Source organism: Streptomyces sp. NPDC002838 (assembly GCF_040295365.1).
Classification (GTDB): Bacteria; Actinomycetota; Actinomycetes; order Streptomycetales; family Streptomycetaceae; genus Streptomyces.
In genome coordinates this window covers 166242-193068 of record NZ_JBEOVF010000012.1, presented here as the reverse complement: position 1 = coordinate 193068, position 26827 = coordinate 166242, and the positions used below count along the sequence as shown (strand labels likewise).

The 26827-nt window shown below is 69.9% G+C and carries 24 protein-coding genes, 3 pseudogenes and 1 riboswitch; of the genes and pseudogenes, 12 read left to right on the top strand and 15 right to left on the bottom strand.

The window, feature by feature from the left end:
• The first annotated feature begins 63 nt into the window (after window positions 1-63).
• Both ABT063_RS18485 and ABT063_RS18480 read left to right on the top strand, forming a co-directional pair.
• The gene (locus tag ABT063_RS18485; protein ID WP_351058405.1) at window positions 64-1992 is read left to right on the top strand and encodes a 2-oxoacid:acceptor oxidoreductase subunit alpha; all 1929 of its coding nucleotides are present in this window, start codon (window positions 64-66) and stop codon (window positions 1990-1992) included.
• Window positions 1985-3064, top strand: a complete 1080-nt coding sequence (locus tag ABT063_RS18480) for a 2-oxoacid:ferredoxin oxidoreductase subunit beta (RefSeq protein ID WP_351058404.1) — start codon at window positions 1985-1987, stop codon at window positions 3062-3064. Before ABT063_RS18485 ends, ABT063_RS18480 begins: the two co-directional genes overlap by 8 nt.
• A gap of 14 nt (window positions 3065-3078) precedes the next feature.
• Here the strand turns inward: ABT063_RS18480 and ABT063_RS18475 are convergent, their stop codons facing one another.
• Window positions 3079-3468: a winged helix-turn-helix transcriptional regulator gene (locus tag ABT063_RS18475; protein WP_351058403.1), complete on the bottom strand. Its 390-nt coding sequence runs from the start codon at window positions 3466-3468 to the stop codon at window positions 3079-3081.
• Window positions 3469-3559: 91 nt separating this feature from the next.
• Between ABT063_RS18475 and ABT063_RS18470 the strand changes: the two genes are divergently transcribed.
• Complete coding sequence (locus ABT063_RS18470) at window positions 3560-4414, top strand: SDR family oxidoreductase (RefSeq protein WP_351058402.1); 855 nt, start codon at window positions 3560-3562, stop codon at window positions 4412-4414.
• 263 nt (window positions 4415-4677) lie between these two features.
• A complete protein-coding gene (gene rarD / locus ABT063_RS18465; RefSeq protein WP_502990841.1) occupies window positions 4678-5628 on the top strand; it encodes an EamA family transporter RarD in 951 nt (316 codons plus the stop codon).
• A gap of 80 nt (window positions 5629-5708) precedes the next feature.
• Here the strand turns inward: rarD and ABT063_RS18460 are convergent.
• Window positions 5709-6791: pseudogene (locus ABT063_RS18460) on the bottom strand (MFS transporter); the annotation flags it as partial.
• Window positions 6792-6960: 169 nt separating this feature from the next.
• Here ABT063_RS18460 and ABT063_RS18455 point away from each other — a divergent pair.
• The gene (locus ABT063_RS18455; protein WP_351058400.1) at window positions 6961-7422 is read left to right on the top strand and encodes a winged helix-turn-helix transcriptional regulator; all 462 of its coding nucleotides are present in this window, start codon (window positions 6961-6963) and stop codon (window positions 7420-7422) included.
• Between the two features lie 37 nt (window positions 7423-7459).
• Here ABT063_RS18455 and ABT063_RS18450 read toward each other — a convergent pair whose 3' ends face one another.
• A complete protein-coding gene (locus ABT063_RS18450) occupies window positions 7460-8074 on the bottom strand; it encodes a CGNR zinc finger domain-containing protein (protein ID WP_351058440.1) in 615 nt (204 codons plus the stop codon).
• A gap of 36 nt (window positions 8075-8110) precedes the next feature.
• On the opposite strand from ABT063_RS18450, the gene ABT063_RS18445 reads away from it, so the two are divergent.
• Both ABT063_RS18445 and ABT063_RS18440 read left to right on the top strand, forming a co-directional pair.
• Window positions 8111-8578 (top strand): VOC family protein, encoded by a 468-nt coding sequence (locus ABT063_RS18445; RefSeq protein WP_351058399.1) that lies wholly within the window; start codon window positions 8111-8113, stop codon window positions 8576-8578.
• A gap of 143 nt (window positions 8579-8721) precedes the next feature.
• Window positions 8722-9696: a M28 family metallopeptidase gene (locus ABT063_RS18440; protein ID WP_351058398.1), complete on the top strand. Its 975-nt coding sequence runs from the start codon at window positions 8722-8724 to the stop codon at window positions 9694-9696.
• Between the two features lie 6 nt (window positions 9697-9702).
• Here the strand turns inward: ABT063_RS18440 and ABT063_RS18435 are convergent, their stop codons facing one another.
• Entirely contained in the window at window positions 9703-10980 is a 1278-nt protein-coding gene (locus ABT063_RS18435; protein WP_351058397.1) for a tetratricopeptide repeat protein, read from the bottom strand.
• Window positions 10981-11240: 260 nt separating this feature from the next.
• Here ABT063_RS18435 and ABT063_RS18430 point away from each other — a divergent pair, with 260 nt between their 5' ends.
• Window positions 11241-11756: a DUF6668 family protein gene (locus ABT063_RS18430; RefSeq protein WP_351058396.1), complete on the top strand. Its 516-nt coding sequence runs from the start codon at window positions 11241-11243 to the stop codon at window positions 11754-11756.
• Window positions 11757-11854: 98 nt separating this feature from the next.
• Window positions 11855-12937, top strand: a complete 1083-nt coding sequence (locus ABT063_RS18425) for an amidase family protein (protein WP_351058395.1) — start codon at window positions 11855-11857, stop codon at window positions 12935-12937.
• A gap of 7 nt (window positions 12938-12944) precedes the next feature.
• Here the strand turns inward: ABT063_RS18425 and ABT063_RS18420 are convergent, their stop codons facing one another.
• From ABT063_RS18420 to ABT063_RS18400, 5 genes are all read right to left on the bottom strand, one after another.
• Window positions 12945-13850, bottom strand: coding sequence for an ABC transporter permease (locus ABT063_RS18420; RefSeq protein ID WP_351058394.1), 906 nt, complete (start codon window positions 13848-13850; stop codon window positions 12945-12947).
• Window positions 13837-14844: an ABC transporter ATP-binding protein gene (locus ABT063_RS18415; RefSeq protein ID WP_351058393.1), complete on the bottom strand. Its 1008-nt coding sequence runs from the start codon at window positions 14842-14844 to the stop codon at window positions 13837-13839. The genes ABT063_RS18420 and ABT063_RS18415 overlap by 14 nt, the downstream gene beginning before the upstream one ends.
• Before the next feature lie 65 nt (window positions 14845-14909).
• Window positions 14910-16133 carry a LolA family protein gene (locus ABT063_RS18410; RefSeq protein ID WP_351058392.1) on the bottom strand — a complete coding sequence of 408 codons (1224 nt, stop codon included), beginning with the start codon at window positions 16131-16133 and terminating at the stop codon, window positions 14910-14912.
• A gap of 243 nt (window positions 16134-16376) precedes the next feature.
• Window positions 16377-17291, bottom strand: coding sequence for a CHRD domain-containing protein (locus ABT063_RS18405; protein WP_351058391.1), 915 nt, complete (start codon window positions 17289-17291; stop codon window positions 16377-16379).
• Window positions 17292-17425: 134 nt separating this feature from the next.
• Window positions 17426-18436: a polyprenyl synthetase family protein gene (locus ABT063_RS18400; protein WP_351058390.1), complete on the bottom strand. Its 1011-nt coding sequence runs from the start codon at window positions 18434-18436 to the stop codon at window positions 17426-17428.
• A gap of 172 nt (window positions 18437-18608) precedes the next feature.
• On the opposite strand from ABT063_RS18400, the pseudogene ABT063_RS18395 reads away from it, so the two are divergent.
• A pseudogene (locus tag ABT063_RS18395) lies at window positions 18609-18874 on the top strand (peptide MFS transporter); the annotation flags it as partial.
• A gap of 244 nt (window positions 18875-19118) precedes the next feature.
• Here ABT063_RS18395 and ABT063_RS18390 read toward each other — a convergent pair.
• Entirely contained in the window at window positions 19119-19286 is a 168-nt protein-coding gene (locus tag ABT063_RS18390) for a zinc ribbon domain-containing protein (RefSeq protein WP_351058389.1), read from the bottom strand.
• Between the two features lie 787 nt (window positions 19287-20073).
• Here ABT063_RS18390 and ABT063_RS18385 point away from each other — a divergent pair.
• Both ABT063_RS18385 and ABT063_RS18380 read left to right on the top strand, forming a co-directional pair.
• Window positions 20074-20264 (top strand): annotated as a pseudogene (locus ABT063_RS18385) (hypothetical protein); the annotation flags it as partial.
• Between the two features lie 269 nt (window positions 20265-20533).
• Window positions 20534-20714: riboswitch (cyclic di-AMP (ydaO/yuaA leader) on the top strand.
• A 5-nt stretch (window positions 20715-20719) separates the two neighbouring features.
• Complete coding sequence (locus ABT063_RS18380; protein ID WP_351058388.1) at window positions 20720-21460, top strand: transglycosylase SLT domain-containing protein; 741 nt, start codon at window positions 20720-20722, stop codon at window positions 21458-21460.
• 51 nt (window positions 21461-21511) lie between these two features.
• On the opposite strand, the gene ABT063_RS18375 is transcribed toward ABT063_RS18380, so the two are convergent.
• The 5 genes from ABT063_RS18375 to ABT063_RS18355 form a co-directional block, all read right to left on the bottom strand.
• On the bottom strand, window positions 21512-22321 hold the full coding sequence (locus ABT063_RS18375; protein ID WP_351058387.1) for an HAD family hydrolase: 810 nt from the start codon (window positions 22319-22321) through the stop codon (window positions 21512-21514).
• 93 nt (window positions 22322-22414) lie between these two features.
• Complete coding sequence (locus tag ABT063_RS18370; protein ID WP_351058386.1) at window positions 22415-23443, bottom strand: LacI family DNA-binding transcriptional regulator; 1029 nt, start codon at window positions 23441-23443, stop codon at window positions 22415-22417.
• Between the two features lie 43 nt (window positions 23444-23486).
• Entirely contained in the window at window positions 23487-24362 is an 876-nt protein-coding gene (locus tag ABT063_RS18365) for a carbohydrate ABC transporter permease (RefSeq protein ID WP_351058385.1), read from the bottom strand.
• Window positions 24359-25354, bottom strand: a complete 996-nt coding sequence (locus ABT063_RS18360) for a carbohydrate ABC transporter permease (protein ID WP_351058384.1) — start codon at window positions 25352-25354, stop codon at window positions 24359-24361. Before ABT063_RS18360 ends, ABT063_RS18365 begins: the two co-directional genes overlap by 4 nt.
• Window positions 25351-26685, bottom strand: a complete 1335-nt coding sequence (locus ABT063_RS18355; protein WP_351058383.1) for an ABC transporter substrate-binding protein — start codon at window positions 26683-26685, stop codon at window positions 25351-25353. The genes ABT063_RS18360 and ABT063_RS18355 overlap by 4 nt, the downstream gene beginning before the upstream one ends.
• Window positions 26686-26827 lie beyond the last annotated feature (142 nt).

Sequence of the window (26827 nt, the reverse complement as noted above, 5' to 3'; positions counted from 1 at the left end):
GATCCTGGGAGGGGCCGCGGTAAGGCCGCTCCCAGACAGCCGCCTCGAGGGAGGTCCAGTTCAGTGACCAGCCAGGTCAGTAGCCCAGCGGAGCAGGCCGACGGAACCGTCGTGGGAGAGCAGCGCAAAGCGGCAGGGGCGAAGGACGTCCGTCGCCTCGACCGGGTAATCATTCGTTTCGCGGGTGACTCGGGTGACGGTATGCAGCTCACCGGTGACCGCTTCACCTCGGAGACGGCGTCCTTCGGGAACGACCTGTCGACGTTGCCGAACTTCCCGGCCGAGATCCGTGCCCCCGCCGGCACCCTGCCGGGCGTCTCCTCCTTCCAGCTGCACTTCGCCGACCACGACATCCTCACCCCCGGCGACGCGCCCAACGTCCTGGTCGCGATGAACCCGGCGGCGCTCAAGGCCAACGTCGCCGACCTGCCACGCGGCGCGGAGATCATCGTCAACACGGACGAGTTCACCAAGCGGGCGATGCAGAAAGTGGGGTACGACACCTCACCGCTGGAAGACGGCTCCCTCGACGGTTACCACCTCCACCCGGTCCCGCTGACCACCCTGACCGTCGAGGCCCTCAAGGAATTCGACCTCACCCGTAAAGAGGCCGAGCGCAGCAAGAACATGTTCGCGCTCGGCCTTCTGTCATGGATGTACCACCGGCCCACGGAGGGCACGGAGAAGTTCCTGACGTCGAAGTTCGCGAAGAAGCCCGACATCGCGGCGGCCAATATCGCCGCCTTCCGCGCGGGCTGGAACTTCGGCGAGACCACCGAGGACTTCGCGGTCTCCTACGAGGTGGCGCCGGCCGCGAAGGCGTTCCCGGTCGGCACGTACAGAAACATCTCCGGGAACCTGGCCCTGTCGTACGGCCTGGTGGCCGCCTCCCGTCAGGCGGACCTGCCGCTGTTCCTCGGCTCGTACCCGATCACCCCGGCCTCGGACATCCTGCACGAGCTGAGCAAGCACAAGAACTTCGGCGTGCGGACCTTCCAGGCCGAGGACGAGATCGCCGGCATCGGCGCCGCGCTGGGCGCGGCCTTCGGTGGTTCCCTCGCCGTGACCACGACGAGTGGCCCCGGCGTGGCGCTCAAGAGCGAGACGATCGGTCTCGCCGTGTCGCTGGAGCTGCCGCTGCTGGTGATCGACATCCAGCGCGGCGGTCCGTCCACCGGCCTGCCGACCAAGACCGAGCAGGCGGACCTGCTTCAGGCGATGTTCGGCCGCAATGGCGAGGCGCCGGTCCCCATCGTGGCCCCCCGCACTCCGGCCGACTGCTTCGACGCCGCTCTGGAGGCCGTCCGCATCGCCCTGACCTACCGCACGCCGGTGATGCTGCTGAGCGACGGATACCTTGCCAACGGCTCGGAGCCGTGGCGCATCCCGGAGCTGGACGAGCTGCCGGACCTCACCATCCAGTTCGCCCAGGGGCCCAACCACACCTTGGACGACGGCACGGCAGTCTTCTGGCCGTACAAGCGCGACCCGCAGACCCTCGCCCGTCCCTGGGCTGTCCCGGGCACGCCGGGCCTGGAGCACCGCATCGGCGGCATCGAGAAGCAGGACGGCACCGGCAACATCTCCTACGACCCCGCCAACCACGACTTCATGGTCCGTACCCGCCAGGCCAAGATCGACGGCATCGACGTCCCCGACGTGGAGGTCGACGACCCGCACGAGGCGCGGACCCTGGTCTTGGGCTGGGGCTCGACCTACGGACCCATCACGGCGGCGGTACGGCGGCTGCGCACGGCCGGCGAGTCCATCGCGCAGGCCCATCTGCGCCACCTCAACCCCTTCCCGCGGAATCTCGGCGCGGTCCTGGAGCGTTACGACAAAGTGGTGATCCCCGAGATGAACCTCGGTCAGCTCGCCACGCTCGTCAGAGCGAAGTACTTGGTGGACGCCCACTCGTACAACCAGGTCAACGGAATGCCGTTCAAGGCCCAGCAGCTCGCCACGGCTCTGAAGGAGGCCATCGATGGCTGAGACGTCCACGGAAGGCACGGGCACGATCGAGGCGCTTTCGCTCGTTCCCAAGGCCGAGGCCAGGCAGTCCATGAAGGACTTCAAGTCCGACCAGGAAGTGCGCTGGTGCCCCGGCTGCGGTGACTACGCGATCCTCGCCGCGGTCCAGGGCTTCATGCCCGAGCTCGGCCTGGCCAAGGAGAACATCGTCTTCGTCTCCGGCATCGGCTGCTCCTCCCGCTTTCCGTACTACATGAACACGTACGGCATGCACTCCATCCACGGCCGTGCGCCCGCGATCGCGACCGGCCTGGCCTCCAGCAGACGGGATCTGAGCGTGTGGGTGGTGACGGGTGACGGCGACGCCCTCTCCATCGGCGGCAACCACCTCATCCATGCCCTGCGGCGCAATGTGAACCTGAAGATCCTGCTGTTCAACAACCGGATCTACGGCCTCACGAAGGGCCAGTACTCCCCGACCTCCGAGGTCGGCAAGATCACCAAGTCGACGCCGATGGGCTCGCTGGACGCGCCCTTCAACCCGGTGTCGCTGGCGATCGGCGCGGAGGCGTCGTTCGTGGCACGGACCATCGACTCCGACCGCAAGCACCTCACCGAGGTACTGCGGCAGGCCGTCGCGCACCCCGGCACCGCCCTGATCGAGATCTACCAGAACTGCAACATCTTCAACGACGGCGCCTTCGAGGCCCTCAAGGACAAGCAGCAGGCCGAGGAGGCGGTGATCCGGCTGGAGCACGGGAAGCCGATCCGCTTCGGGGCGGACGGCACGCGCGGTGTCGTACGGGACCAGCAGACCGGCGACCTGGCAGTCGTCACGGTGACCCCGGAGAACGAGGACCGGATCCTGGTCCACGACGCCCACGCGACATCCCCGACCACCGCCTTCGCCCTCTCCCGGCTGGCCGACCCGGACACGCTGCACCACACCCCGATCGGTGTCCTGCGGTCCGTGGAGCGCCCTGTCTACGACACCCAGATGGCCGACCAGCTCGACACGGCCATCGAGCAGAACGGCAAGGGTGACCTGGCGGCGCTGCTGGCGGGCGGCGACACCTGGACGGTCGTGGGCTGACAAAGCTCCGGTGATTACGAGGCCCGGGCCTGCGACGCCCGGGCCTCGTCGTATGCCCGGCGCGCGCTCTCCACGTCGTCCATCCGCTTCTGCGTCCACATCGCCAGCGCGCGCACCTGCTCGGCGGACTCGCGCCCCAGCTCGGTGAGGGAGTAGTCCACGCGCGGCGGGATCACGGGCTTGGCGTCGCGGTGGACCAGACCGTCCCGCTCCAGGGTCTGGAGCGTCTGTGTGAGCATCTTCTCGCTGACCCTGCCGATCGCCCGGCGCAGCTCGCTGAAGCGGTGCGGACGCTCCAGGAGCTGGATCTGCACGAGGACGCCCCAGCGGCTGGTGACGTGCTCCAGAACCAAGCGGTGCGGGCACATCTCTTCGCTGTCACTGACCCAGTCACTTACTGCCATACCAGTACCTTACCTCAAAGTGGGTACTTTCGTAGAGTTAGCGCATCCCCTACGGTTAGTGGTCAGACGCACCCCACTAGGAGTTCTGATCATGAGCATCGTCGTCACCGGAGCCACCGGCCAGCTCGGCCGTCACGTCGTGGAGCAGTTGCTGGAGAAGGTTCCGGCCGACCAGATCACCGCGGTCGTCCGCAACGCGGAGAAGGCCGCCGACCTCGCGGACCGCGGCGTGAAGATCGCCCTCGCCGACTACAACGCCCCCGCCTCCTTCGACGGCCTGTTCTCGGCCGGCGACAAGGTGCTGCTCATCTCCGGCAGCGAGGTCGGCAACGACCGCGTCGGCCAGCACAAGATCGTCATCAACGCCGCCAAGGCGGCCGACGTGGCGCTCCTCGCCTACACCAGCGCCCCCGGCAGCCTGACCGCCGCGCTGGCCGACGACCACCGGGGCACCGAGGAGGCACTGCTCGCCTCGGGCCTGCCGTACGTGTTGCTGCGCAACGGCTGGTACCACGAGAACTACACCGAGAACCTGGCCCCGGTGCTGCAGTACAACGCCGTCACCCAGGCCGCGGGCGAGGGCCGGGTCTCCTCCGCCTCGCGCGCCGACTACGCCGCGGCCGCCGTCGCCGTACTGACCGGCGAGGGGCACGAGAACAAGACGTACGAGCTGGGCGGCGACGAGGCCTGGAGCTTCGCCGAGTACGCGGCCGAGCTGAGCAAGCAGACCGGGAAGGAGATCGCCTACAACCCGGTCTCCGTCGAGGCCTTCACCGGCATCCTGGCCGGCGCCGGCCTGCCCGAGCCGCTCGCCGCGATCATCGCGGGCGTGGACGCCTCCGTCGAGAAGGGCGAGCTGGTCGTCTCCACCGGCGACCTGTCCCGCCTGACCGGCCGCCCGACCACCCCGCTCGCCGACGCGATAGCGGCCGCGCTCAAGAACTGAGACCCCCGCGCTCAAGGGCGGAAACGCCCGCGCGCGACGGGCACGAACAGCCGGACCCGCGCCCGGGGCCGCACTCCCCCCTCAGGGCCTCGGACGCACCACCCCCGCCTGTCATGACCGTATGTCGATACGGACATGACAGGCGGGGGCGCTCGGCGTTACCTTCTTGCAGGCGAGCTCGACGTGAGAAGGAGGGGCCCGTGACCGGGACGTCGAAGGGCGAGCGGCACATAGGTCTGCTGAACGGCTTCGCGGCGTACGGGATGTGGGGCCTGGTCCCTCTCTTCTGGCCCCTGCTGAAGCCCGCCGGAGCGGCCGAGATCCTCGCCCACCGGATGGTCTGGTCCCTCGTCTTCGTCGCCGTCGCGCTCGTCGTCATCCGGCGCTGGGCATGGGCCGGCGAGCTGCTGCGGCAGCCGCGCAAGCTCGGCCTCGTCGCCGTGGCCGCGGCCGTCATCACCGTGAACTGGGGCCTGTACATCTGGTCCGTGAACACCGGCCACGTCGTCGAGGCCTCGCTCGGCTACTTCATCAACCCCCTGGTCACCATCGCGATAGGCGTCCTGCTCCTGAAGGAGCGGCTGCGGCCCGCGCAGTGGACGGCGGTCGGCGTCGGCTTCGCCGCCGTCGTCGTCCTCACCATCGGCTACGGCCGCCCGCCGTGGATCTCCCTCACCCTCGCCTTCTCCTTCGCCACCTACGGGCTGGTGAAGAAGAAGGTCAACCTGGGCGGCGTCGAGTCGCTGACCGCCGAGACCGCGATCCAGTTCCTGCCCGCGCTCGGCTATCTGCTGTGGCTGAGCGCGCAGGGCGAGTCCACCTTCACCACCGACGGCCCGGGGCACGCGGCCCTGCTCGCCGCGACCGGCATCGTCACCGCGCTGCCCCTCGTCTGCTTCGGCGCGGCCGCGATCCGCGTGCCCCTGTCCACGCTGGGGCTGCTGCAGTACCTGGCCCCGGTGTTCCAGTTCCTGCTCGGCATCTTCTACTTCGACGAGGCCATGCCGCCCGAGCGCTGGGCCGGGTTCGCGTTGGTCTGGCTGGCGCTGACCCTGCTCACCTGGGACGCGCTGCGCACCGCACGCCGGGCCGCCCGCACGCTCAGGGCCGAGATCAACAGGCCCAGCACCACCATGACGACGGGCACGGTGAGCGCCGCACGGAAGGCGGAGAGCCTCGCGTCCGGTTCCGACCCCGCGGCTGCCAAGCCGTAGACGGCCGTCACCGCCGAGATCCCGATCGCCGAGCCGAACTGCGTGGCCGTGGTCAGCAGCCCGCTCGCCAGCCCCTGCTCGGACTCCTCCACCCCGTCCGTCGCGGCGATCGTCAACGGGCCGTACGCCAGCGCGAAGGCCGTGCCCGAGATGAACAGCGTCGGGAGCATCGCCAGGTACGGCCAGTCCATGCCGACCGGCAGGAACAGCCCGTACGCGACGACCGCCAGCGCGAAGCCGCCGACGATCACGCGGGTGTTGCCGTAGCGGGTGACCAGCTTCGGGGTGAGGGTCGGGGCCAGCACCACGTCACAGCCCATGATCACCAGGGCGATCGCCGTCTGAAGGGACGACCAGCCGCGCAGCTCCTGCAGGTACAGGGTCACCACGAACTGGAACCCCATGAAGGCCCCGACGAACAGCAGCGCCCCCAGATCGGCGCGCACGACCGGGCCCTTGCGCAGGATGCCGAGCCGGACCAGCGGGGCGGCCGTGCGCCGCTCGACGGCGACGAAGACGGCGGCCAGCAGCAGCGCCGTGAGGGCCGCCACGGCGGTCAACCGCCACCCGTCCAGCCCGTGTTCCAGGCGTACGACGGCGTAGGCGGCCAGCAGCATGGCGCCGGCGGCGGTGAGCGCGCCGGGGAGGTCGAACGTGCGGTGGGCAGGGTCCGGTACCCCCTGCTGTCGCGGAATCAGCCGTACGGCCGCCAGGAGCAGCGCGCCCGCCATCAGTACCGGCGCGAAGAACACCCAGCGCCAGCCGAGCTCGGTGAGCAGGCCGCCGACGACGAGCCCGAGCGAGAAGCCGCCGGCCGCCGTGCCGGCGAACACCAGCAGGGCCTTCTCACGCTGCCGGCCCTCCTCGTACGAGGTGGTGATCAGGGACAGCGCGGCCGGCGTCATGAACGCGGAGGACACCCCGGTCACGAAGCGGGCGACGACCAGCATCCAGCCCTCGGTCGCGAAGCCGCCGAGCCCCGAGAAGAGCAGGAACACCGTCAGCCAGAGCAGGAACATCCGGCGGCGGCCGAGCAGGTCCGCGGCCCGGCCGCCGAGCAGGGTGAAGCCGGCGTAACCGAGGACGTAGGCGCTCATCACCCAGGCCGCGGTGCCGGTCGTCAGCCCGAGATCGGACCTGATCGACGGGATCGCGACCGCCATCATCGCGACGTCGATGCCCTCCAGGAAGATCGTTCCGCAGAGGACGAGTAACAGCGCCCAAGCGCGCGTGCCCATGGCAGCACTCCACATGTAGACATCGGGCGGTTACGGGACTGAGGGTCGGTTCCCTCTTGTAACCGCCTCCACCCTGCGGCAGCATCAACAGACTATGGAAGAAGGCACTTTGAAGTCACCGAGTAACTGCGCGGGCACCGGCACCGTGGACTACGGCGACACCGACCCCTTCCAGTGGGACAGCCGGGAGGACTGCCAGGTGCGGCAGATCCTCGACCGGGTGGCCGACAAGTGGTCGCTGCTCGTCATCGCGCTGCTGGAGAACCGGCGGCTGAGGTTCACGGAACTGCGCCGCGAGATCGACGGCATCAGCCAGCGGATGCTGACCGTGACGCTGCGCTCGCTGGAGCGGGACGGGCTGGTGAAGCGGACGGTCCATCCGGTGGTGCCGCCGCGGGTGGAGTACGAACTGACGCCGCTGGGCGGCACCCTGCACGCCACGATCCGGTCCCTGGTGACGTGGACCGAGGCGCACCAGGAGGAGATCGCGGCGGCGCGGTCGGCGTACGACGCGCGGGAGGCGGAGGCGAGCGCGGAGGCCGGCGCTCTTCGGTGACCTGTTCTTCAGCGGCCTGTTCTCAAGTGGCCTGTTCTCAAGTGGCCTGTTCGTCAGCGGCCTGCCGCGACCGGAAGGCCCGCGCCTTCGCCCGGTTCCCGCAGTGCTCCATCGAGCACCAGCGGCGGCGGCCCGGGCGGGAGGTGTCGACGAAGAGCAGAGCGCAGTTGTGGCCACCGCACTCGCGGATGCGGTCGGCGTACGGGCCGGTGAAGAGGTCGATCGCGTCGCGGGCGACCGTCGACAGCAGTTGCGTGCCCGTGGCGCCCGGGGCCCAGGCGCGGGTGCCGTCGGGGGTGAGGCGGGCGACCAACGGGGGTTCGGCGGCGGCCGCGTTGACGATGTCGAGGTGGCCCGGCTGAAGTGGGCGGCCGTGGGCGCGGTCCGCGGCGAGCAACAAGAGGGCGTTGCGCAGTCCCCGCGCCTCCGCCAACTCGTCTTGTGTTACGGCAAGTCCAAGCCCGTCCGGCAGTCTGCTGCGATTGGCCCAGGCCACCAGGTCCGCGGGCTCGTGCAGTACCTCCCACCGCGCGAAGGCACCCGGCCCGCCCGTCGTCACCAGCTCCAGACAGAGCGCGCCCGGGTCGAAGCGGAAGGAATGGCCGCCGTACGAAGTCAGGGTGAGGCCGGGCTGACGTCCCGGCGATTCCATTGCATGCTCACTCACGTAACCAGTATAAGTGGTTACATGACAGAGACCGCACCCACTCCCGTCCACTGGAAGCTCGTCATCGACGCCGGTGACCCGCACGCGCAGGCCGGCTTCTGGGCCGCCGCGCTGCATTACGAGGTCGAGGACAACAGCGCGCTCATCGAGAAACTGCTGGGCTTCGGCGCGGTACCGGCCGAGCTCACCGTCGAGTCGCACGGCCGCCGCGCCTGGCGGGACCTGGTCGCCGTACGGCATCCGGAGGACCCGTACGACAAGGAGAGCGGGACCGGGCTGGGGCGGCGGCTGCTGTTCCAGCGCGTACCGGAGGCGAAGGCGGTGAAGAACCGGCTCCATCTCGACCTGCATCCGGGCGAGGGGCGACGCGCGGCGGAGGTGGAGCGGCTGTCGAAGCTCGGTGCGAGCGTGCTGCGGGAGGTGAAGGAGGCCGGGGGCGAGTGGGTGGTGATGACGGATCCGGAGGGGAACGAGTTCTGCGTGCACTGAGCACCGGGCGCTCCGCTATGCGAACAGCGCTGACCGGATTACGCTCTTGACGGAACGTCAGCCTCAGCTTCACCATCGGGCACCTCATTCGCTGTGGAATCCCTGTGGGTTCAGGGATTCCCAAGGAATTCGGAGCCCCCCACATGAAGCTCTCGGTTCCCGGACGCGCCACGGCCACCGCCGTCGTCGCGGCCGTCTCGCTCCTGGCCGGCGGATCCATAGCCGGCGCGGCCCCGGCCGCCGAGCCCGCCGTGGCCCCCGCGTCGAAGCCCGCAGTGGCTGCCGCGCCCGACATCCCCGTAGCCAACGTCAAGGCGCATCTGACGCAGTTGCAGTCCATCGCCACCGCCAACGGCGGCAATCGCGCGCACGGCCGTGCCGGTTACCGGGCCTCGCTCGACCATGTGAAGGCCAAGCTGGACGCCGCCGGATTCACCACCACGGTCCAGCAGTTCACGGCCTCCGGCCGCACCGGCTACAACCTGATCGCCGACTGGCCCGGCGGGGACGCCAACCAGGTCGTCATGGCGGGCTCCCACCTCGACAGCGTCTCCTCCGGCGCCGGCATCAACGACAACGGGTCCGGCTCGGCGGCGGTCCTGGAGACCGCGCTGGCCGTGGCGCGCGCGAACCTGAAGCCCACCAAGCACCTGCGGTTCGCCTGGTGGGGCGCGGAGGAGCTGGGCCTGGTGGGCTCCCGGTACTACGTCAACAACCTGTCCTCAGCGAACCGTTCGCGGATCACCGGCTATCTCAACTTCGACATGATCGGCTCACCGAACCCCGGCTACTTCGTCTACGACGACGACCCGGCCATCGAGAAGACCTTCAAGGACTACTTCACCGGCCTCGGCGTCCCGACGGAGATCGAGACGGAGGGCGACGGCCGCTCCGACCACGCGCCCTTCAAGAGCGCGGGCGTGCCGGTGGGCGGGCTGTTCACCGGGGCGAGCCGTACGAAGTCCGCGGCGCAGGCGGCCAAGTGGGGCGGTACGGCGGGGCAGGCCTTCGATCGCTGCTACCACTCGTCCTGCGACACGACCGCCAACATCAACGACACCGCGCTGGACCGGAACAGTGACGCGATCGCCCACGCGGTGTGGGAGCTGTCGGAGTAACAGCCGTCAGCCGCTGGTGCGGGCGCGTTCGGTGAGCCGGTCCATGCGGGCGCGGGCCGACTCCAGTTCCTCGATGTCGTCGGCGGCCGGGCCGTCCTCGCCCGTGAGCTCGGTCCACAGGCCGATCAGGGCGTGGCCGAGTTCCAGGCCGTGCGCGGGGTCGCGTACGGCACGCCAGGCGGTAGCGGCGCTCTGGATGTTGCCGTACGCCGCCTCCGCGTCCCGGGCGCGGCGGCGGGCACGGGCGAGGTCGAGGGAGAGGTGGAAGGCACGAACCGGGTCGCCCGCCAAGTAGGCGATGTAGGCGGTGAGTTCGCGCAGCCGGAGCACCTCGGGGTGCTCCGGCCCCAGCGTGACCGAGGCCTCGGTCACGGTCTGCTCCGCCAGCTCCGCCGCGGTGTCCGTCCGCCCGGCCCGGACGGCCTCGTTGATCCGCGTCATCGGCTCCGCGAGGAGCGCGGTGCCGTCCACCGGCGGTTCGTCCCCGAGTACGGCTTCGGCGACGGCGTCGAAGCCCCGGGGAGGGGTCGGCTTCGGGTCGGGGTCGAGCTCCTCCACAACGGCGGCGGGCTCGGGCTTCGCGTCCATCACCGGCGGCGGCCCGAACTCCCCCGTCGGAGCGGCGACCGTACCGGGCGCCTGTCCCTGAGACGGCTCGGGCAAGGACCGCAGGACGAAGGTCGACGGCACGGAGTCGCCACCCGGCCCGGACTCGGACACGGCCCGCAGGGGGAAGGTGGGGACGGCGTCCCGCACGGGTTCCGACACGGGCCGCAGAAGGTGCGTGGGCCGGTCGCGGGCGGGGGCCTGTGCCTGTGCGTGTGCGTCCGGCGGTTCCACGGATGCGGCGTCGGGGGAATCGGGGGGCGCGGGCCAGTAGGGCTCCTCCGGCGCGGACGATGCCGGTGTCGGTGCCTGCACATCCGGCATCCCCGAAGCACGCCCGGCGGCCTCCCCCGCCTCCCCCGGCGGAGCCATCCTTACCGGATCCGCCGTGAAGTGGCTCGAGCCGTCCGGGTTGATCCGGAGGGGGACCACCCAGCCGATGCGCTCGTCGTGGATCGTGGCGTGGACGGCGTGGCCGGTGGCGAGGGCGATGTGGTGCAGGTGGTTCAGGACGGTCTGCTGGAGTTCCTCGCCGGGGGCGGCGACGACCGGTACACCGCCGACGGACGCGCCGCCCACCCCCGGACCGGCCACCGGCACCAGAACGTCGATCGGCGCCATCGCGGGGGCGGCCGCGCGCTGGTGGTCCCGCTTCTTGTCGCGGCTGAGTCGAGACATCGGTTCCCTCACTCGGATGCGTCGGGGAGTAGCCGGACAACGCGTTCGGGATCCATGGTGCTCCCTCCCGCCGTCGGGCTCACGTCCCGCAGCGTCGACATCCGGTCGTACACGTACACACGTACTGTCGAGTCTCTCCGCTCGCCCACGGTTCTCACGTCACTGTGACGTCACAGGCTTGTGCCAGGAATTCACCCCTCGTCACGGGCCGTCCGGGCTTCCGTGATCATCAGAGGCACATGACAGGAAGGAGCGCGGGCATGCGGACGAACGTGACCCGAGGACCCGAGATCTGGATCCGCGGACCGGTGGCCGTGTCGGAGCCGGTACCGCCCGAGCCCGCCCACGCCTCCGCCACACCCCGGCGCTACTCCTTCGTCGGCACACACGGCGGCGCCGGCACTTCCACTCTCGCCACGGTCTACGGCGGCCACGACTGCGGACGCGACTGGCCCGGCCCCGCCGCCCCGAGGTCGGTCCTGCTCATCGCCCGTACCCACGCGACCGGGCTGCGGGCCGCTCTGCACGCGCTGGAGGTCTTCCGGCACGGCGAGACTCCGCCCGGCCTCGATCTCGACGCGGTCGTGCTGGTCGCGGACGCGCCCGGCCGGCTGCCGCGTCCGCTCGCCCAGCAGATCAAGGTGATCGAGTCGGCGATCGACGTGTACCGCGTGCCCTGGGTGCAGGCCTGGCGGCTGGGCGACCTGAGCGGGACCCCGCCGCGCGAGACGCAGGCGCTGGCCCGCCTCACCGCATCACCCGGACGGTCCCGCTGAGCGACCGGCCAAGTCCTACGCGGCTCACGGGCATCGCGGCCCTCTCCGTCGAGGAGACCGCCGCCGCCGTACGGTCGCGCGCGCTGCGTGCCGTCGACGTGGTCGCGGCGGCGCTGGAGCGGATCGAGCGGGCCGAGCCGACCCTGTGCGCGTTCGTCGAGGTGTGGGGCGAGGCGGCGCTGCGGCGGGCGGCTGTCGTGGACGCGCGGATCACCGCGGGCGAGTCGCTCCCGCTGGCCGGGGTTCCGATCGGGGTGAAGGGGCGGCACGGGCTGCGTTCGACGGCTCCGCTGCTGGCCGCCGGGTGTGTGGCGGTGGGCGCGACGTCCGTCCCCGGGCCGGGAACGCCCTGGCAGACCTGGGGACTCGGCGCGCACGGCCGTACCGTCAATCCGTGGCGGGCAGACCGTACGCCCGGCGGCTCCTCGGCCGGGTCCGCGGCGGCCGTGGCGGCGGGGCTGGTGCCGCTCGCGACCGGGAGCGACGGGGCGGGGTCGGTGCGGATTCCGGCGGCGTGGTGCGGTGTGGTCGGGCTGAAGGTCACGAACGGACGGCTGCCGACAGCCGACCGTACGGGCCTCACGGCCTCCGGTGTCCTCACCCGCCATGCCTCGGACGCGGCGGCGTATTGGCGGGTGGTGTCGGCGCACGCGTCGGGTTCCGGGGACACGGCGGGGGGCGGCGACCCGCTGCCCCCGACCGCCTTCTGGTCCCCCGACCTCGGCTTCGCCGACCCCGACCCGGAGGTGGTGGCGGTCGCTCGTGCGGCGGCCGTGCGGCTCGCGGACGCCGGTGTCGTACGGCTCGTACGGCCACGCACCGCCCTCCGGCTCGAAGACCCGGCCCCCGCCTGGCTCGCTCTGCGCACGCCCGGCGCGGATCTCACGACCGCCCACCGCGTCCGGGCCGCGAACGACCGGCGACTGGCCGCCCTCTTCGCCGACGCCCAGCTGCTCCTGACGCCGACGACTCCCAACGTCCCGCACGGCCACGAGGGCCCGGGCGACCGCTACTCCACGGCTCTGACCTGGGCCTTCAACCTGAGCGGGCACCCGGCGATCAGCGTCCCGGCGGGATTCGGGCCGGACGGCTGCCCGGTCGGGCTCCAGCTGGTGGCGCCGCACGGGCGGGAGGACCTGCTGCTCCGGACGATCGACGGAACCGCGTACGAGGCCGAGTGAGCGTGGCTCAGGAGGAGACGTCCTTCGCCGTGAAGCGTGCCCAGGCCGCCGAGCCGAACACCGCCGCGTACAGGGCCTGGAGGCCGAGGTTCTTCACCAGGTCGTCCCAGTACACCGGTTCGCGCATGAGGTCGGCGAAGGACAGCCAGTAGTGGGAGAAGAAGTACGGCTGGATCGCGTGGAGCTGGGGAATCTGGTCGAGGATCTGGATCGTGATCAGCAGGCCGACCGTGGTCGCCATCGCCGCGATACCGCTGTTGGTCAGGGTCGAGACGAACAGGCCGAGGGCCGCGACGCCGATCAGTGACGCGGCGACGACCAGGGCGATCAGGAAGGCGCGGCCCAGGCCCTCGGTGAAGCTGATCTGCGTGCCGGAGATCGTCGTCAGGTCGCCGAGTGGGAAGAGCAGCGCGCCGACCGTCAGCGCGGAGACCGCGACCACGAGGGTGGCCAGCAGGCAGAAGGCCAGCACGGTCGCGTACTTGGTGAGCAGCAGGCGGCTGCGGCCGGCGGGGGCGACCAGGAGGTAGCGCAGGGTGCCCGTGTTCGCCTCGCCGGCGATCGCGTCGCCCGCGATGACGCCGATCGCCATCGGCAGGAAGAAGGGGAGCGTCGCGGCGAGCGCGGTGAAGACCAGGAACAGGCCGTTGTTGGTGATCTGCGAGATGAACGCCGGGCCCTCGCCGCCCCCGCCGCCGGGCGAGGAACCGTCGCTGGTCTCGATCTTCACGGCGATCCCGACCAGGATCGGTACGGCGGCCAGCACGCCCAGCAGCGCGAGGGTGCGCCAGCGGCGGAAGGTGGTCAGCAGTTCGTTGCGGAGGAGTCCGAGGGTCCACACCAGCCGTGGATCGCGGGCGGTTTCAGTCTGTACGGCCCTCTCGTCCGGTACGGCCGTCTTAGCCTGCGACATCGAAGCCCTCCCCCGTCAGCGCCACGAACGCGTCCTCCAGGGAGGCCCGTTCGACCCCGAAGCCGCGGACGCGGACGCCCGCCGTCACCAACGCGGCGTTCACGTCGGCGAGATCGCGGTCCGGAGGTTCGGCACTCACCCGGTCCTCGGTGATCACGACGTCCGACGCCCCCTGCTCCTTCAGCACCCGGGCCGCGTCCGCCGCGTCCGGGGTCGTCACGACGAGCCGGCCACGGGCGCCCGCCGCCAGGTCCGCCACCGCACCCTGCGTGATCAGCCGGCCCTGGGCCATCACGGCCGCGTGCGTGCACACCTGCTCGATCTCGTCGAGGAGGTGGGAGGAGAGGAAGACGGTGGTGCCGTCGGAGGCCAGCTCCCTGATGAGCGCGCGGATTTCGCGCATGCCCTGCGGGTCGAGGCCGTTGGTCGGCTCGTCGAGGACGAGCAGCTTGCGCGGCTGGAGCAGTGCGGCGGCCAACCCCAGGCGCTGCTTCATGCCCAGCGAGTAGGCCTTCGCCTTCTTGCCGGCGGCGGCCGCGAGGCCCACCCGGTCCAGCGCCGCCGCGACGCGGGTGCGCCGGGTGCGCGGGTCGGCGGTCGGGTCGGCGGCGTCGTACCGGATCAGGTTGTCGCGGCCGGAGAGGAAGCCGTACAGGGCGGGTCCCTCGATCAGCGCGCCCACGTGGGGCAGCACGGCGCGCGCCGAGCGGGGCATGGGCCGGCCCAGCACGCGGGCCGAGCCGGAGGTGGGATCGATGAGGCCCATCAGCATGCGGATGGTGGTGGTCTTGCCGGAGCCGTTCGGACCGAGGAAGCCGAAGACGCTGCCCGCCGGGACGGTCAGGTCGAGACCGTCGACGGCGAGCTGCCCGCCGCGGTAGCGCTTGGTGAGCGCGCGGGTGGCGATGACGCTGTCGTCATCCGTCCCGATGACGCTGTCGTCGGCCCCTCCCGCGCCCGGCGGATCCGGCTCCGTGGCGGACGGTTCGCCCATCGGCTTCCTCTGGCTTCCTCGATGCGTCGTACGCGTACGGCATTCACCGTATGCGCGTACGGTACTTACTGCCCCGCGTTCGCCGCCTTCACGAGGGCGTCCTTGTCGACCGCGCCGACGTAGACCTTGCCGTCGTCCGTCATCAGGGCGTTGATCAGACGGGTCTTGAAGACCGTGCCCGAGCCGAACTTGCCGGTCACCTTGTCGCCGAGCGAGTCGAGGAAGCCGCCCATGTCGCCGCCGACCTCGGCGCCGGAGGGCATGCCCTGGCCGCCGGTGTCGAAGGTGGCGACGGAGTTCCAGCCCTCGCCGATGACCTTCAGGCCGTCGAGGCCCTTGCCGAGGTCCTCCTCGGACTTCTCGTGCGTCTGGCCGTGCTCGCCGTGTTCGACGTCCTCACCCTCGGTGATCTTCGCGCCCTTGGGCGGGGTGAAGTCGAAGGTGGAGGCGGCCGGCTTGGCGAAGCTGACCTGGGTGAAGCCCGCGTCCACGACGGCGGCGCCGCCGCTCGACGGGGTCAGCGTGAACTTCAGCGGCATTCCGGTCTTGGAGTCCACGGCCACGGTGATCTGACCGACCGTGGAGCCCGAGTCCTTCGGCTTGATCACGAGCCGGTAGGCGTCCCGGCCCGCGACCTGCGCGGTGCCGTCGACGGTCACGGAGGTGGTGTCGTCGACGGCCTTCAGGGCCTCCTCGGCCATGTCCTTGGGCGTGGCCGGGACGTCTTCCCGCTCCTTCGCTTCCTTGCCGGCGCTCTCGGACGAGGTCGCGTGGTAGACCTCGTTCGACTTGCTGTCGTAGCCCCAGACGTCCTTGCCGTTGTGTATCAGGCTGTACTCGGAGGCGTTCTCCAGCAGCGAGAGCTTCTGCTTGTCGGGGCCGTCGGCCGCGACACGCACGGTGTGCGTGCCGGACGCGAGCTCGGTGAGCTTCGAGGACGGGTCGGCGGAGGAGCCGTCCGATCCCTTGCCCGACTCCATGGCGCCGGAGGCGAAACCGCTCGCCAGTCCGCCGAGGTCGGGCAGCCCCAGATCCGTGCTGATCTTCACCGTGCCGGACAGCTGCTGTACGTCCGACGCGGCGATCTTCTCGATGAGTTCCTGTGCGCTGATCTTCGGCAGATCCGGGTCGCCGGAGTCGGCGAGCGCGGGGACGAGCCCGATGGTCGCCGCGGCCACCCCCACCACCGCGACCGGGACGACGTACCGCGCGGCCTTGCGCCGACCCGTGTACCGGTCGTCGACCTCCTCCGCGGCGGTCGTGCTGTCTTCGGTTTCGAACGGTGCCATGTGTGCCTTACCTCCGTCGTCGGCGGCGGCCTGTCAACTCCCGTGCGTCCACCCCGTAGCCGCCATTCTCACCCGAATCGGTGAGGAGTGGTGTTTTCCGTGATGTCCATCTGACCAAATCCGCCGGGAGGAATCGTCAGACCCCGGGATCAACTCCGTGTACACCTGCGGTATGACACAGGGCGGCGGCGCCTCCCCCGACCCGTAGGGGTTCGGGAGGGCGCCGCCTGTTGTCAGGGTCGCTCAACGGCCTACGAACACGTAGTCCGCCTGGTAGGGCACGCCGACGACGGTGCCGGGCGAGCAGGAGCCGGCCGGGGCGACGCCGCCGACGGTGTTCAGCCGCAGGATCTCCGCGGTGTCGGCGAGCAGGCCGTGGTGCTTGCCGGACTGGGTGGCCTTGAGGTCCAGCTCGGGGATGTTCCCGTCCCCGTTCGGGGTCCTGGAGATGACCGCCCCGGTGACCGCGCTGCCGTCGCGGGCGATCCACTGCGGGGTACCGGAGTTGGGCTCGACGAAGGAGTGCGCGATACGGCCGCCGAGTACGGCGCTCACATCCCGCTGGGCGAAGGCGTGGCCGCCGCCCTCGGCGGGCTTGCACTCGTAGATCTGCTTGCCCTTGACGACGGAGGCCTGGAAGTTGTCGAGCGCGTCGCGGAAGTCGAAGGAGGCGACGGTGACCTTGTGGAGCTGCCCGCGGACGGCTCCGCCCGGGAACTCGGCGGTGTGGAGGTTGGCGTAGAAGGAGTTGGGGTCGGTCTTGAGCGCGTTGAGCAGCGCCGCGTCCTGGACCGTGACGGTCCCGGTGACGCTGTGCCCCTTGCCCTTGCTGCCGAGCAGCTTGGTGAAGTCGACCTTGACGGCGCCGTTGGTGCCCTTGGCGCCCTGGTGGATGTGCAGGGCGGTCGGCTTGTCGGTGCCGCGCCACTTGACGGCGACGGACACCTTGTCGCCGTCGACCTTCACGAACTGGAGTGCGACACCGTCCCGGTCCCCGGCGGGCACCTCGTTGGCGCCCCGGAGGCTGGTGGCGAGGAGGGTGCCGGTGTCTTCGGCGGCGGTGGCGGGAATCGTGGTGGCGGCGACACCGCCGACGGTGGTCAGGACGACGGCGGCGATGATCAGGGTCTTACGGCGTGTCGAGAACGTCGCGTTCATGCCCATGATGATGTTTTCTTCCCGTAGGACAGCTGACAGCCCCTGCGTCAGCTTCTGGGCATGCATACGAGATGATCTTGGCTTGAATTCAATCCAGGCCTGTGGTGTGCGCCACGCGTGAGTGCTCGGGTGGGTCAGCCCGCCCGATGCACCACCGCGTCGCACAGCTCCATCAGCGCCACCTTCGCGCCGCACTCCCGCAGCGGAGCCAACGCCGCCCGCGCGTCCTCCGCGTACCGCACCGTGTCCCGCCGCGCCTGCTCCAGCGCGGGATGCGCCCGCAGCGCGGCCAACGCCTCGGCATGCCGTGCGTCGTCGCTCAGGTCGGAGTCCAGCAGCTCGCACAGCGCGATGTCCTCGGCCAGCCCCAGCCGCGTCGCCCGCTCCCGCAGCCGCAGCACGGGAAGGGTCGGGATGCCCTCGCGCAGATCCGTCCCCGGTGTCTTCCCGGACTCGTGGGAGTCGGAGGCGATGTCCAGCACGTCGTCCGCCAGCTGGAAGGCGACGCCGAGCCGCTCGCCGTACTGCGTCAGAACATCGACGACCGTCTCGTCGGCCCCGGACATCATCGCCCCGAACCGGCACGACACCGCCACCAGCGACCCCGTCTTGCCGCCCAGCACATCCAGGTAGTGCTCGACCGGGTCGCGCCCGTCCGTCGGCCCCGCCGTCTCCAGGATCTGACCGGTGACCAGCCGTTCGAACGCCTCCGCCTGGACCCGCACCGCCTCCGGCCCCAGGTCCGCCAGGATGTACGAGGCCCGGGCGAACAGGAAGTCACCCGTGAGGACGGCGACCGAGTTGCCCCAGCGGGCGTTCGCGCTGGACACCCCGCGCCGCACCTCCGCCTCGTCCATCACGTCGTCGTGATACAGCGTCGCCAGGTGGGTCAGCTCCACCACCACCGCCGACGGCACGATCCCGGGCGCATACGGATCCCCGAACTGGGCAGAGAGCATCACGAGCAGCGGCCGGAACCGCTTTCCACCCGCCCGCACCAGATGCTGGGCGGCCTCCGTGATGAAAGGGACCTCACTCTTGGTGGCTTCGAGCAATCCCTCCTCGACAGCCGCCAACCCGGCCTGGACATCGGCTTCCAGAGCCTGGTCCCGCACGCTCAGCCCGAACGGCCCGACGACGGTCACGAGGGGTCTCCTGTCTGCTGGTGTCTACTGGCGATTACACGGTTTGTCGATAGGTCGCTGCCATCACTCAAGTCAGCGTATCCGGTCAAGTTTCGATCACCGATAGCGCCCGCCCGTCCAGCTCGGGCGGTATCGGATCACTCCCGGTTTATTTTTGATCACTTGATACCAAATGATATGTACTGACTTATGCAGAAATAGCGGAGCGTGTCATGAATCGATCGCGACGCCACACCCGCCGCCCCCCGAGGACCACGCCTTCTTCGGCCGGCCCAAAAGGCCTGCTCACCCTCTCCGGTCTCGAGGCCTGGGAACGCTTCTCGTTCCTCGGCATGGCAGGCCATCCTCGCCCTCTACGTCGCCGACACATCGGCCCACGGCGGCTTGGGCATGTCGGCCGGAATCGCCACCTCCGTCTCCGTCGCCTACGGCACTCTCCGGCGGATCATGCCGGGGTCGCGGCTGGGCTGCAACGGCACCGCCACGTGGAGCGACAGGGGCCGTTGACCCGGCCCCGCGTCACCACAACTCCCACGCACGAGCGCGGACGTTGCGGGAGCCTCCCCCACCCTCGACTTCACTCGATCGGGAGGTGCCCCCATCGGTCTGCGTGATCAACGAATCCGCAGTTCCGGCACGCGAACCAGGCCTGCGAGACCCGGTTCGCCCGGTCGAGGTGCCCTCACTCGGCGCAGGTGCGCGAGGTGTACGCCGGATCGACGTACACCACCGGCACCCCCGCCCGGCGGGCCTTGTACGCGATGAACGCCCCCAGCTGGGCAAACGACCAGCCGGCGTGGGTGGCCCGTTGGGGCTTGCGAAACCGTACCCGCTCGCGGATGCCCCACATGCTTCGCGATGCGGAGTGTTCTTGCCTTGCAGCTTGGCACGAAGCTCCCGCTCTAGAACGCGCGTGCGATTGAGCGCCCGCCCGGCCAAGATCTCGCCACCGGACGTGGTGGCGCTGTTCGCGATGCCGAGGTCGATACCGAGGAAGTCCACCGGGTCCGCCTTCGGCTCGGCCTCGGGTACCTCACAGGTGGCCAGCAGGAACCACATACCGTCCCGGCAGACGAGATCGGACTCGCCCTTGCGGTGCAGCGCCAGCGTGGCCAGCCGCTCGGGAGAGGCAACGAACGCCACATCCTTGAGCCGCCTGGAAACGGTCCAGATGGAGACCCGTCGCTCAGCGATTTGCCAGGACAGCATCCGGTCGTCGTACGGCTGCGCACCCTCTGGGCGGAAGGCAATGGGCTGCTCAGCCGCCCTGCGGTATCGCTTGGATCCAGGCTTGCCGAGGTTCCCGGCCCCCAGGTTCGCCCTGAGAGTGGCATACGCGTCGCATGTCTTCTTGATCACATGCTGGGCGGCCTGGGCCCCCAGCTCCCATCGCGCCTTCACTTCGTCGCAGGTGAGCCTGCGCAGCGCGAAGTTCTTCTTCACCTCCTTTTCGAAGGCGACCCGGCTGACCCAAGTCGCTGCCTCGTTGCAGGCGCGCAGCGTTGCCTCAAATGCCGTCGCCTGCACGGATGTCGGCAGAGCTTTGCCTGCGCCACCAGCTTCATATCCGCGACGCCATCCGGCCTCCAACTCCTCCGCATTCGGACACGGAGATCTCCCTGGCTTCCTGTGGCGCGTCCGCCCGTACCCGCTCGGACCGGTCGATCCGGCCACACCGGCCGGAGCGCGCCTGGGACGCGACGGCGCGATCAGCTGTGACGGGACGGACTTCCTCACCTCCAACGAGGTGATCTGCACCGACGGCGGCGAGGTGGTCTTCCACCGGGCCCGGGAGAAGCGGATCCCACGGACGGCCGGTTGGCAATGAGTTGGGCCCATTGCCCGATTTACCACTCTTGTGGATGCCCGTGAGTTGGGTCACTCGCACCCGCGGACACCCCCACCTCGTCGCACCCGCGCTTCCCCTTGCACCACACCCAAGTTGAGGCTTGGCAGCAGCAAAGGATCAAGCACCCCTTGCGCCTCCTTCCAAGGTCAAGAGGGGCGGTGCGTGAGTCCGCCACTTGTTCCGGGCGTGTGCTCTCGCATACGTTCCCGGCCTGTCGGGCGGACGCCGAATCCTGCCGCCGCCCGGACCGAGACTCATCGACGAAGACACTCGCACGGCAGGAGCGGGGGACCCAGGTAAGTCGCCGGGCCGGACGACACATGTCGCACCGGAACGGCTAGGGGTGAAGTCGTGTCGCCGCAAGGCGGCGCGGCCGGGCAACTCCCGCCCGAACCCGACAGCTCACCTCGTAGGCGCCGGAGAGGAACAGCGCCATGGCCGCACGAGGTAAGCACCGCCGCCCCCGAACCAGCCCGCTCACCCGAGGCGTCGTCGCCGCCGGGACCGGGACCGCCGCACTCGCCCTCCCGCTCCTGGGCGCGACCACCGCGAGCGCCGCACAGCCGGCCAAGGCCCCCGCCGCCGCGCAGGCCGCGGCGCAGGTCAAGTCCGTCACGTACACCACGGTCAAGGGCGACACGCTCTACGGCATCGCGGACAAGTACGACACACCCGGCGGCTGGCGACAGCTCTACAAGGACAACCGCAAGGCCGTCGGCGACAACCCCAGGCTGATCCACGAGGGCCTCGAGCTGAAGGTCAGGACGGCGAAGAAGGCCGACAAGGCCTCCACGCCCACCAAGAAGTCCGCCCAGTCCGTCACCCGTGCCACTCAGGCCTCCGCCAAGACGTACCCGAACAACCTCGACGGCTGGATCCGCCAGGCGATGGACATCATGGCGCAGAAGGGAATTCCCGGCTCGTACGAGAGCATTCACCGCAACATCATGCGCGAGTCGTCCGGCAACCCTCTGGCCATCAACAACTGGGATTCCAACGCCGCGGCGGGCACCCCCTCCAAGGGGCTCCTCCAGACGATCGACCCGACGTTCGCCGCGTACCACGTGGCCGGCACGTCCTTCGACCCGTTCGACCCGGTCGCGAACATCGTCGCCGCCTGCAACTACGCGGCCGCGCGGTACGGCTCGATCGACAACGTCTTCGGCGCGTACTAGGACGTCGTCCGGTCGGCGGTGCTGTTCACCTGACCGAACAGCACCGCCGGCCTACCGGCGGAAGAGCCTCTCCAGGACGACCGCGATGCCGTCCTCCTCGTTCGACAGCGTGATCTCGTCGGCCACGGCCTTGAGTTCGGGATGGGCGTTGGCCATGGCCACGCCGTGGGCGGCCCAGTCGAACATGGGGATGTCGTTGGGCATGTCCCCGAAGGCGATGGTCTGCCGTGGCCCCAGCCCGAGGTGTTCCGCGGCCAGGGCCAGCCCCGTCGCCTTGGTGATGCCGCATGGCTGGAGTTCGACGGTTCCGGGGCCCGACATGGTGACCGTGGCGAGGGAACCGACCACTCCGCGCGCCGTCGCCGCCAACTCGTCGTCGGACAGGTCGGGATGGCGCAGCAGCACCTTGCTGATGGGCGCGGACCACAGCTCGTCGCGCCGGCCGACCCGTACTGCGGGCAGGGTCGGGTGGGGCATCAGATAGCCCGGTTCGATGAGCGTGAGGCCGTCGACGCCGTCCTGGTCGACGGCCGCGTACACCTGCCCCACCTCGGCCTCGATCTTGCCGAGCGCGGTCTCGGCCAACTCCCGGTCCAGGGTGACCGACCACAGCAGACGGTCCGCGCCGGCGTCGTACACCTGCGCGCCCTGCCCGCACACCGCGAGCCCCTCGCTGCCCAGGTCGTCGAGGAGCGGCCGCACTCTGGGCGCCGGGCGGCCCGTCACCACCAGGTGCCGGGCACCGGCCGCCGCCACCCGCATGAGCGCGGCGAGCGACCGGTCGGAGAGCGTGTCGTCGCCTCGGAGCAGACTTCCGTCCAGGTCGGTGGCGATGAGTGAATATGCGATGGGTGCGGCCATGATCAGAGAATACGGATGGAACGCCCCACCGACTCGACGTGAACCGGACGGCTGTTTCCTTCACATGCGTTGACGGCTGCTCCGGTTACCCGCTCATGCGGAGTCCCGTACCACCAGTTCCGTGGGCAGTATCACCCCGGCCGTGTCCTCGCCTGCGATCTGGGTGAGCAGCATGCGGACCATCTCGGCGCTGATGCGGTCGAAGGGCTGGCGCATGGTGGTGAGGGCCGGGGTGATGGCGGTGGCCGCGGGTGAGTCGTCGAATCCGCCGACGGCGATGTCATCGGGGACCGAACGTCCGGCCTGCTGAAGGGTGTTGACGACGCCCAGTGCCATCAGGTCGGAGGCGACGAACACGGCGTCCATGTCGGGAGCCTGCTCCAGCAGTCGGCGGGCGGCCCGCTCGCCGCCGGCGCGGCGGTAGTCACCCTCCACCACCAGCGCCGGGTCGTAGGGCATCCCCGCCTCGATGAGCACATCGCGGTAGCCCGCCAGGCGGTCGGTGCCGCCCGGCATGTCCAGCGGACCGGTGACCATGCCGATGCGGCGGCGGCCGCCGGCGATCAGATGGCGGACCATCTCCTGGGCACCGTCGCGGTCGGCGGCCGCCACGTAGCTCACCTTGGAGCCGAGCCCGAGCGGTTTGCCGCAGGCCACCAACGGGATGCCGGCGTCCCGCAGTTCGGCGGCCACCGGGTCGCCGCTGTGGCTGGAGACCAGCAGCACGCCGTCGACATGACCCGAAGTGATGTACCGGGTCAGCCGGCGCCGGTCGTCGTCGCTGGCCGCCAGCATCAGCAGCAGCGGGACGTCGTGCTGCGCGAGGCGCTCGGTGCAGCCGCGCAGCAGGACGTTGAAGTTGGGGTCCTCGAAGAACTTCTCCTGTGGCTCCGTCAACAAGAAGGCCACCGAGTCCGAGCGGCCCGTACTCAGGCTGCGGGCGTGCCGGTTGACCACGTACCCGGTCTTCCTGATGGCGGCCTCCACGGCCCGGCGGGCGGCCGGCGAGACGTAGTGGCCGCCGTTCAGGAAGCGGGAGACGGTGCCCCGCGACACGCCCGCCTCCCGCGCCACGTCGTGGATGGTGGGCGGCTTGCGGCGTCCGTTCGCGCTGGTGGTCATGTTCCTCGTTCGGGGCAGGTGCTTTTCACATGAGGCTGGGCGCTCAGGACTTGATCGAGCCGCTCAGCAGATCCAGGGACCAGAACCGCTGGATCACCAGGAAGAGCGCGATCAGCGGGACGATCGCCAGCAGACATCCGGTGATGACCAGGGTGTAGAGGGCGGGCTGCGAGGCGCCCTGCGCGAGCAGCGTGTAGAGCCCGAGGGTGAGCGGGAACTTGGTGTCGTCGGCCAGCATCACGTACGGCAGCAGGAAGTTGTTCCAGATGGCGACGAACTGGAACAGGAACACCGTGATCAGGCCCGGCATCATCATCGGCACCGCGATCCGGGAGAAGATCCGCCACTCGCTCGCGCCGTCCATGCGGGCGGCCTCCATGAGCTCGGCGGGCACCGAGGCGGCCGCGTAGATGCGGACCAGGTAGACGCCGTACGGGGAGAGGATGGACGGCAGCAGCATCGACCAGTACGAGTCGGCCATGCCCATCTTCGACAGCAGCAGGTACTGCGGGACGGCCAGCACGATGCTCGGCACCAGGACGCCGGCCAGGATCATCTTGAAGATGAACTCCCGCCCGCGGAAGGCGAACCGGCCGAGCGCGTAGCCGCCGGCGGCCGAGACCGCGGCGGACAGGATGGCGCCGAGGCCCGCGTAGAAGGCGGAGTTGGCCATCCACTGCCAGTAGATGCCGTCCCGGTAGGAGGTCAGGTCGCTCAGGTTGCCGAAGAAGCCGGTGCCGGGGGCGAAGCTGAAGGTGGAGAACAGCTCCGACCGGTCCTTGGTCGCCGCGATGACCACCCAGGCGATGGGGACCACGCAGTACAGCGCGCCGAGGATCAGCACGAGGGTGGGGACCCAGGCGACGCGCCGCGCACGGGCCTTGCCGGTGGCGTCGGCGGTGAGGGTGAGGGGGGTCATGCCCGGTCCTCCCGGGTGTATCGGTCGGAGATGCGCAGCAGGGTGAAGGAGAGGACGAACGTGGCCAGGGCCAGGACGACCGCGGTGGCGGAGGCGCCGTAGATGTCGGACTTCAGGAAGGCGCTGTCGTAGATGGCCATCAGCGGGCTCCACGTGCTCTGCAGGTTGTTCGTGAGCGGCTTCAGGGCCATGGGCTCGGTGAAGACCTGCAGGGTGGCGATCACCGAGAAGAAGAAGGTGAGCACCAGCGAGGGCATGACGATCGGGATCTTGATCCTCAGGGCGATCTTGAGGTTGGACGCCCCGTCGATCCGGGCCGCCTCGTAGATCTCCTGCGGGATCGCCCGCAGCGCGGTGTAGATGACGATCATGTTGAAGCCGGTGCCGCCCCAGACCGCGATGTTCGCGAAGGAGAGGTAGAGGTTGCCGCCGTTGAAGAGGTCCGGCTGCGGGAGGCCGAACTTGTCCAGCAGGTAGTAGAAGGGGCTGACGGTCGGCAGGTAGAGGAAGCCCCACATCAGGGCGGCGATGATGCCCGGCACGGCATACGGCAGGAAGATCGCCAGCCGTGCGAAGGGGGCGCTGCGCGCCTTGGGGGTGTCCAGCATGAGCGCGAAGATCAGCGCCAGGCCCAGCATGGTCGGGATGACGATGAGTCCGTAGCCGAAGGCGCGCAGCACGCTGTGGCCGAACTCGGAGTCCTGGAGTACGGCCGTGTAGTTGCCGAAGCCGTTCCAGACCTCTTCGCGGGCGCCCTTGCCGAGTCCGATGCCCTTGACCTTGACCTTGTGCAGGCTGAGCCAGATCGCGTACCCGATGGGAACCAGGGTGAAGGCGGCGAACAGGACCAGGGTGGGCACCAGGAACCAGTACGGTGCGCTGCGGCTTCGGCGGCGGGCGCGGCTGGGGCGGACGGACTTGGCGGTGCCGGTGCCGTCCGCCAAGGGCCCGACCGCGGTACGGTCGGCGCCCTTGAGCGGAGTGCTGGTCATGCCTCGGTCACCTCGAAGCCCTGCTTGTCCATGTCGTCGAGGGTCTTCGACTGCATGGTGCTGAGGGCGGAGGCGAACTGGGCCTCCTTCTTCGCCTTGGTGGCCTTGCCGAAGCCGTCGGTGAAGGCGCCGTAGGCGGTCTGGACGTTCGGTCCCCAGGCGGAGGCGGCCGTGGTGGCGGCGATCTCGGCGGCCGTGGTGTAGAAGTCCTTCTGGTTCGGGAAGAACGCGGGCGTGGTGAGCACGTCGCCGGTCTGGCCCTTGGTGGCGGCCGGGTAGACGGCGACCTCCTTGACCAGGGCGGCCAGCGCCTCCGGGTCGGTGTTGATCCAGCGGGCGAACTTGGCGGCGGCCTCGGCGTGCTCGGAGTCCGTGGAGACGCCGGTGGAGGAGCCGCCCCAGCTGCCGGTGATGTTGTCGCCCGCCTTCCACTGCGGCAGCGGGGCCATGCGCCACTTGCCCTGGGTGTCGGGGGCGGAGGAGACCAGCACGCCGGGCGCCCACACGGCGGAGACCCAGGCGAGGTGGGTGCCCTTGTTCAGGGCGTTGTTCCAGGCCGGGGTGTACATCGGCTGGTTGTCGATGACCCCCTCCTGCACCAGGCCGCCCCAGAACTCGGCGACCTTCTTCGTCGCGGCGTCGTCGATGGCGACGGTCCACTTGCCGCTGCCGTCGACGCTCCACCACTTGCCGCCGGCCTGCTGGGCGAGGCCCGCGAACAGGCCCGGGTCGTTGGAGGAGAAGGTGGTCAGGTAGGCGTCCGGGACGGCCTTCTTGGCGGCGCGGGCGACCTCGGCGAACTCCGTCCACGTCTTGGGGACGCTGAGTCCGTGCTCCTTGAACAGGTCCTCGCGGTAGTAGAACATCAGCGGCCCGGAGTCCTGCGGCACGCCGTAGACCGCGTCGGTGCCGAGCGTGACCATGCCCCACAGTCCCTCGGCGAACTCGGACTTGGCGTCACCCACGTGCTTCGAGATGTCGGCGAGCACGTCGTTGGAGACCAGAGTCGGCAGGGACTGGTACTCGGCCTGGACGAGGTCGGGGGCGTTGCCGGCCTTCTTCGCGGTGATCAGCTTGGAGACGATCTCGGCGCCGCTGGCCTGCTTCGAGACGGTGACCGTGATGTCCGGGTTCTTCTTGTTCCAGATCGCGGCGACCTTCTCCATGTTCGGCGCCCACGACCAGTAGGTCAGCTTGACCGGGCCGCTGCTCTCGCCGGAGTCGTCGTCGGAACCGCCGCAGGCGGCGAGGGTGCTGGTGAGGCCGAGGGCGGCGGCCCCGGCGAGAATGCTGCGCCTGCTGATCTGGCGGCGGTGGATCGACATCTTCATCTCCCCTGACTTGGACGAGCCGACCTCGTCAACGTCCCGCGTACGCGGCAACCGCCGTGGGGGGAGGTTCTGCGGACGTGACCGAGGGGCTGTGCGCGAGGGCCGCGCGGCTCTGTGATCGTGCACAGTAGAGAATTGTTTC

Bases quoted from the DNA above. Each gene is read 5' to 3' on its own strand.
- ABT063_RS18480 (WP_351058404.1), top strand. From the start codon at position 1,985: ATGGCTGAGACGTCCACGGAAGGCACGGGCACGATCGAGGCGCTTTCG.
- ABT063_RS18475 (WP_351058403.1), bottom strand. From the start codon at position 3,468: ATGGCAGTAAGTGACTGGGTCAGTGACAGCGAAGAGATGTGCCCGCAC.
- ABT063_RS18470 (WP_351058402.1), top strand. From the start codon at position 3,560: ATGAGCATCGTCGTCACCGGAGCCACCGGCCAGCTCGGCCGTCACGTC.
- rarD (WP_502990841.1), top strand. From the start codon at position 4,678: ATGTGGGGCCTGGTCCCTCTCTTCTGGCCCCTGCTGAAGCCCGCCGGA.
- ABT063_RS18455 (WP_351058400.1), top strand. From the start codon at position 6,961: ATGGAAGAAGGCACTTTGAAGTCACCGAGTAACTGCGCGGGCACCGGC.
- ABT063_RS18450 (WP_351058440.1), bottom strand. From the start codon at position 8,074: ATGGAATCGCCGGGACGTCAGCCCGGCCTCACCCTGACTTCGTACGGC.
- ABT063_RS18445 (WP_351058399.1), top strand. From the start codon at position 8,111: ATGACAGAGACCGCACCCACTCCCGTCCACTGGAAGCTCGTCATCGAC.
- ABT063_RS18440 (WP_351058398.1), top strand. From the start codon at position 8,722: ATGAAGCTCTCGGTTCCCGGACGCGCCACGGCCACCGCCGTCGTCGCG.
- ABT063_RS18435 (WP_351058397.1), bottom strand. From the start codon at position 10,980: ATGTCTCGACTCAGCCGCGACAAGAAGCGGGACCACCAGCGCGCGGCC.
- ABT063_RS18430 (WP_351058396.1), top strand. From the start codon at position 11,241: ATGCGGACGAACGTGACCCGAGGACCCGAGATCTGGATCCGCGGACCG.
- ABT063_RS18420 (WP_351058394.1), bottom strand. From the start codon at position 13,850: ATGTCGCAGGCTAAGACGGCCGTACCGGACGAGAGGGCCGTACAGACT.
- ABT063_RS18415 (WP_351058393.1), bottom strand. From the start codon at position 14,844: ATGGGCGAACCGTCCGCCACGGAGCCGGATCCGCCGGGCGCGGGAGGG.
- ABT063_RS18410 (WP_351058392.1), bottom strand. From the start codon at position 16,133: ATGGCACCGTTCGAAACCGAAGACAGCACGACCGCCGCGGAGGAGGTC.
- ABT063_RS18405 (WP_351058391.1), bottom strand. From the start codon at position 17,291: ATGAACGCGACGTTCTCGACACGCCGTAAGACCCTGATCATCGCCGCC.
- ABT063_RS18390 (WP_351058389.1), bottom strand. From the start codon at position 19,286: ATGTGGGGCATCCGCGAGCGGGTACGGTTTCGCAAGCCCCAACGGGCC.
- ABT063_RS18380 (WP_351058388.1), top strand. From the start codon at position 20,720: ATGGCCGCACGAGGTAAGCACCGCCGCCCCCGAACCAGCCCGCTCACC.
- ABT063_RS18375 (WP_351058387.1), bottom strand. From the start codon at position 22,321: ATGGCCGCACCCATCGCATATTCACTCATCGCCACCGACCTGGACGGA.
- ABT063_RS18370 (WP_351058386.1), bottom strand. From the start codon at position 23,443: ATGACCACCAGCGCGAACGGACGCCGCAAGCCGCCCACCATCCACGAC.
- ABT063_RS18365 (WP_351058385.1), bottom strand. From the start codon at position 24,362: ATGACCCCCCTCACCCTCACCGCCGACGCCACCGGCAAGGCCCGTGCG.
- ABT063_RS18360 (WP_351058384.1), bottom strand. From the start codon at position 25,354: ATGACCAGCACTCCGCTCAAGGGCGCCGACCGTACCGCGGTCGGGCCC.
- ABT063_RS18355 (WP_351058383.1), bottom strand. From the start codon at position 26,685: ATGAAGATGTCGATCCACCGCCGCCAGATCAGCAGGCGCAGCATTCTC.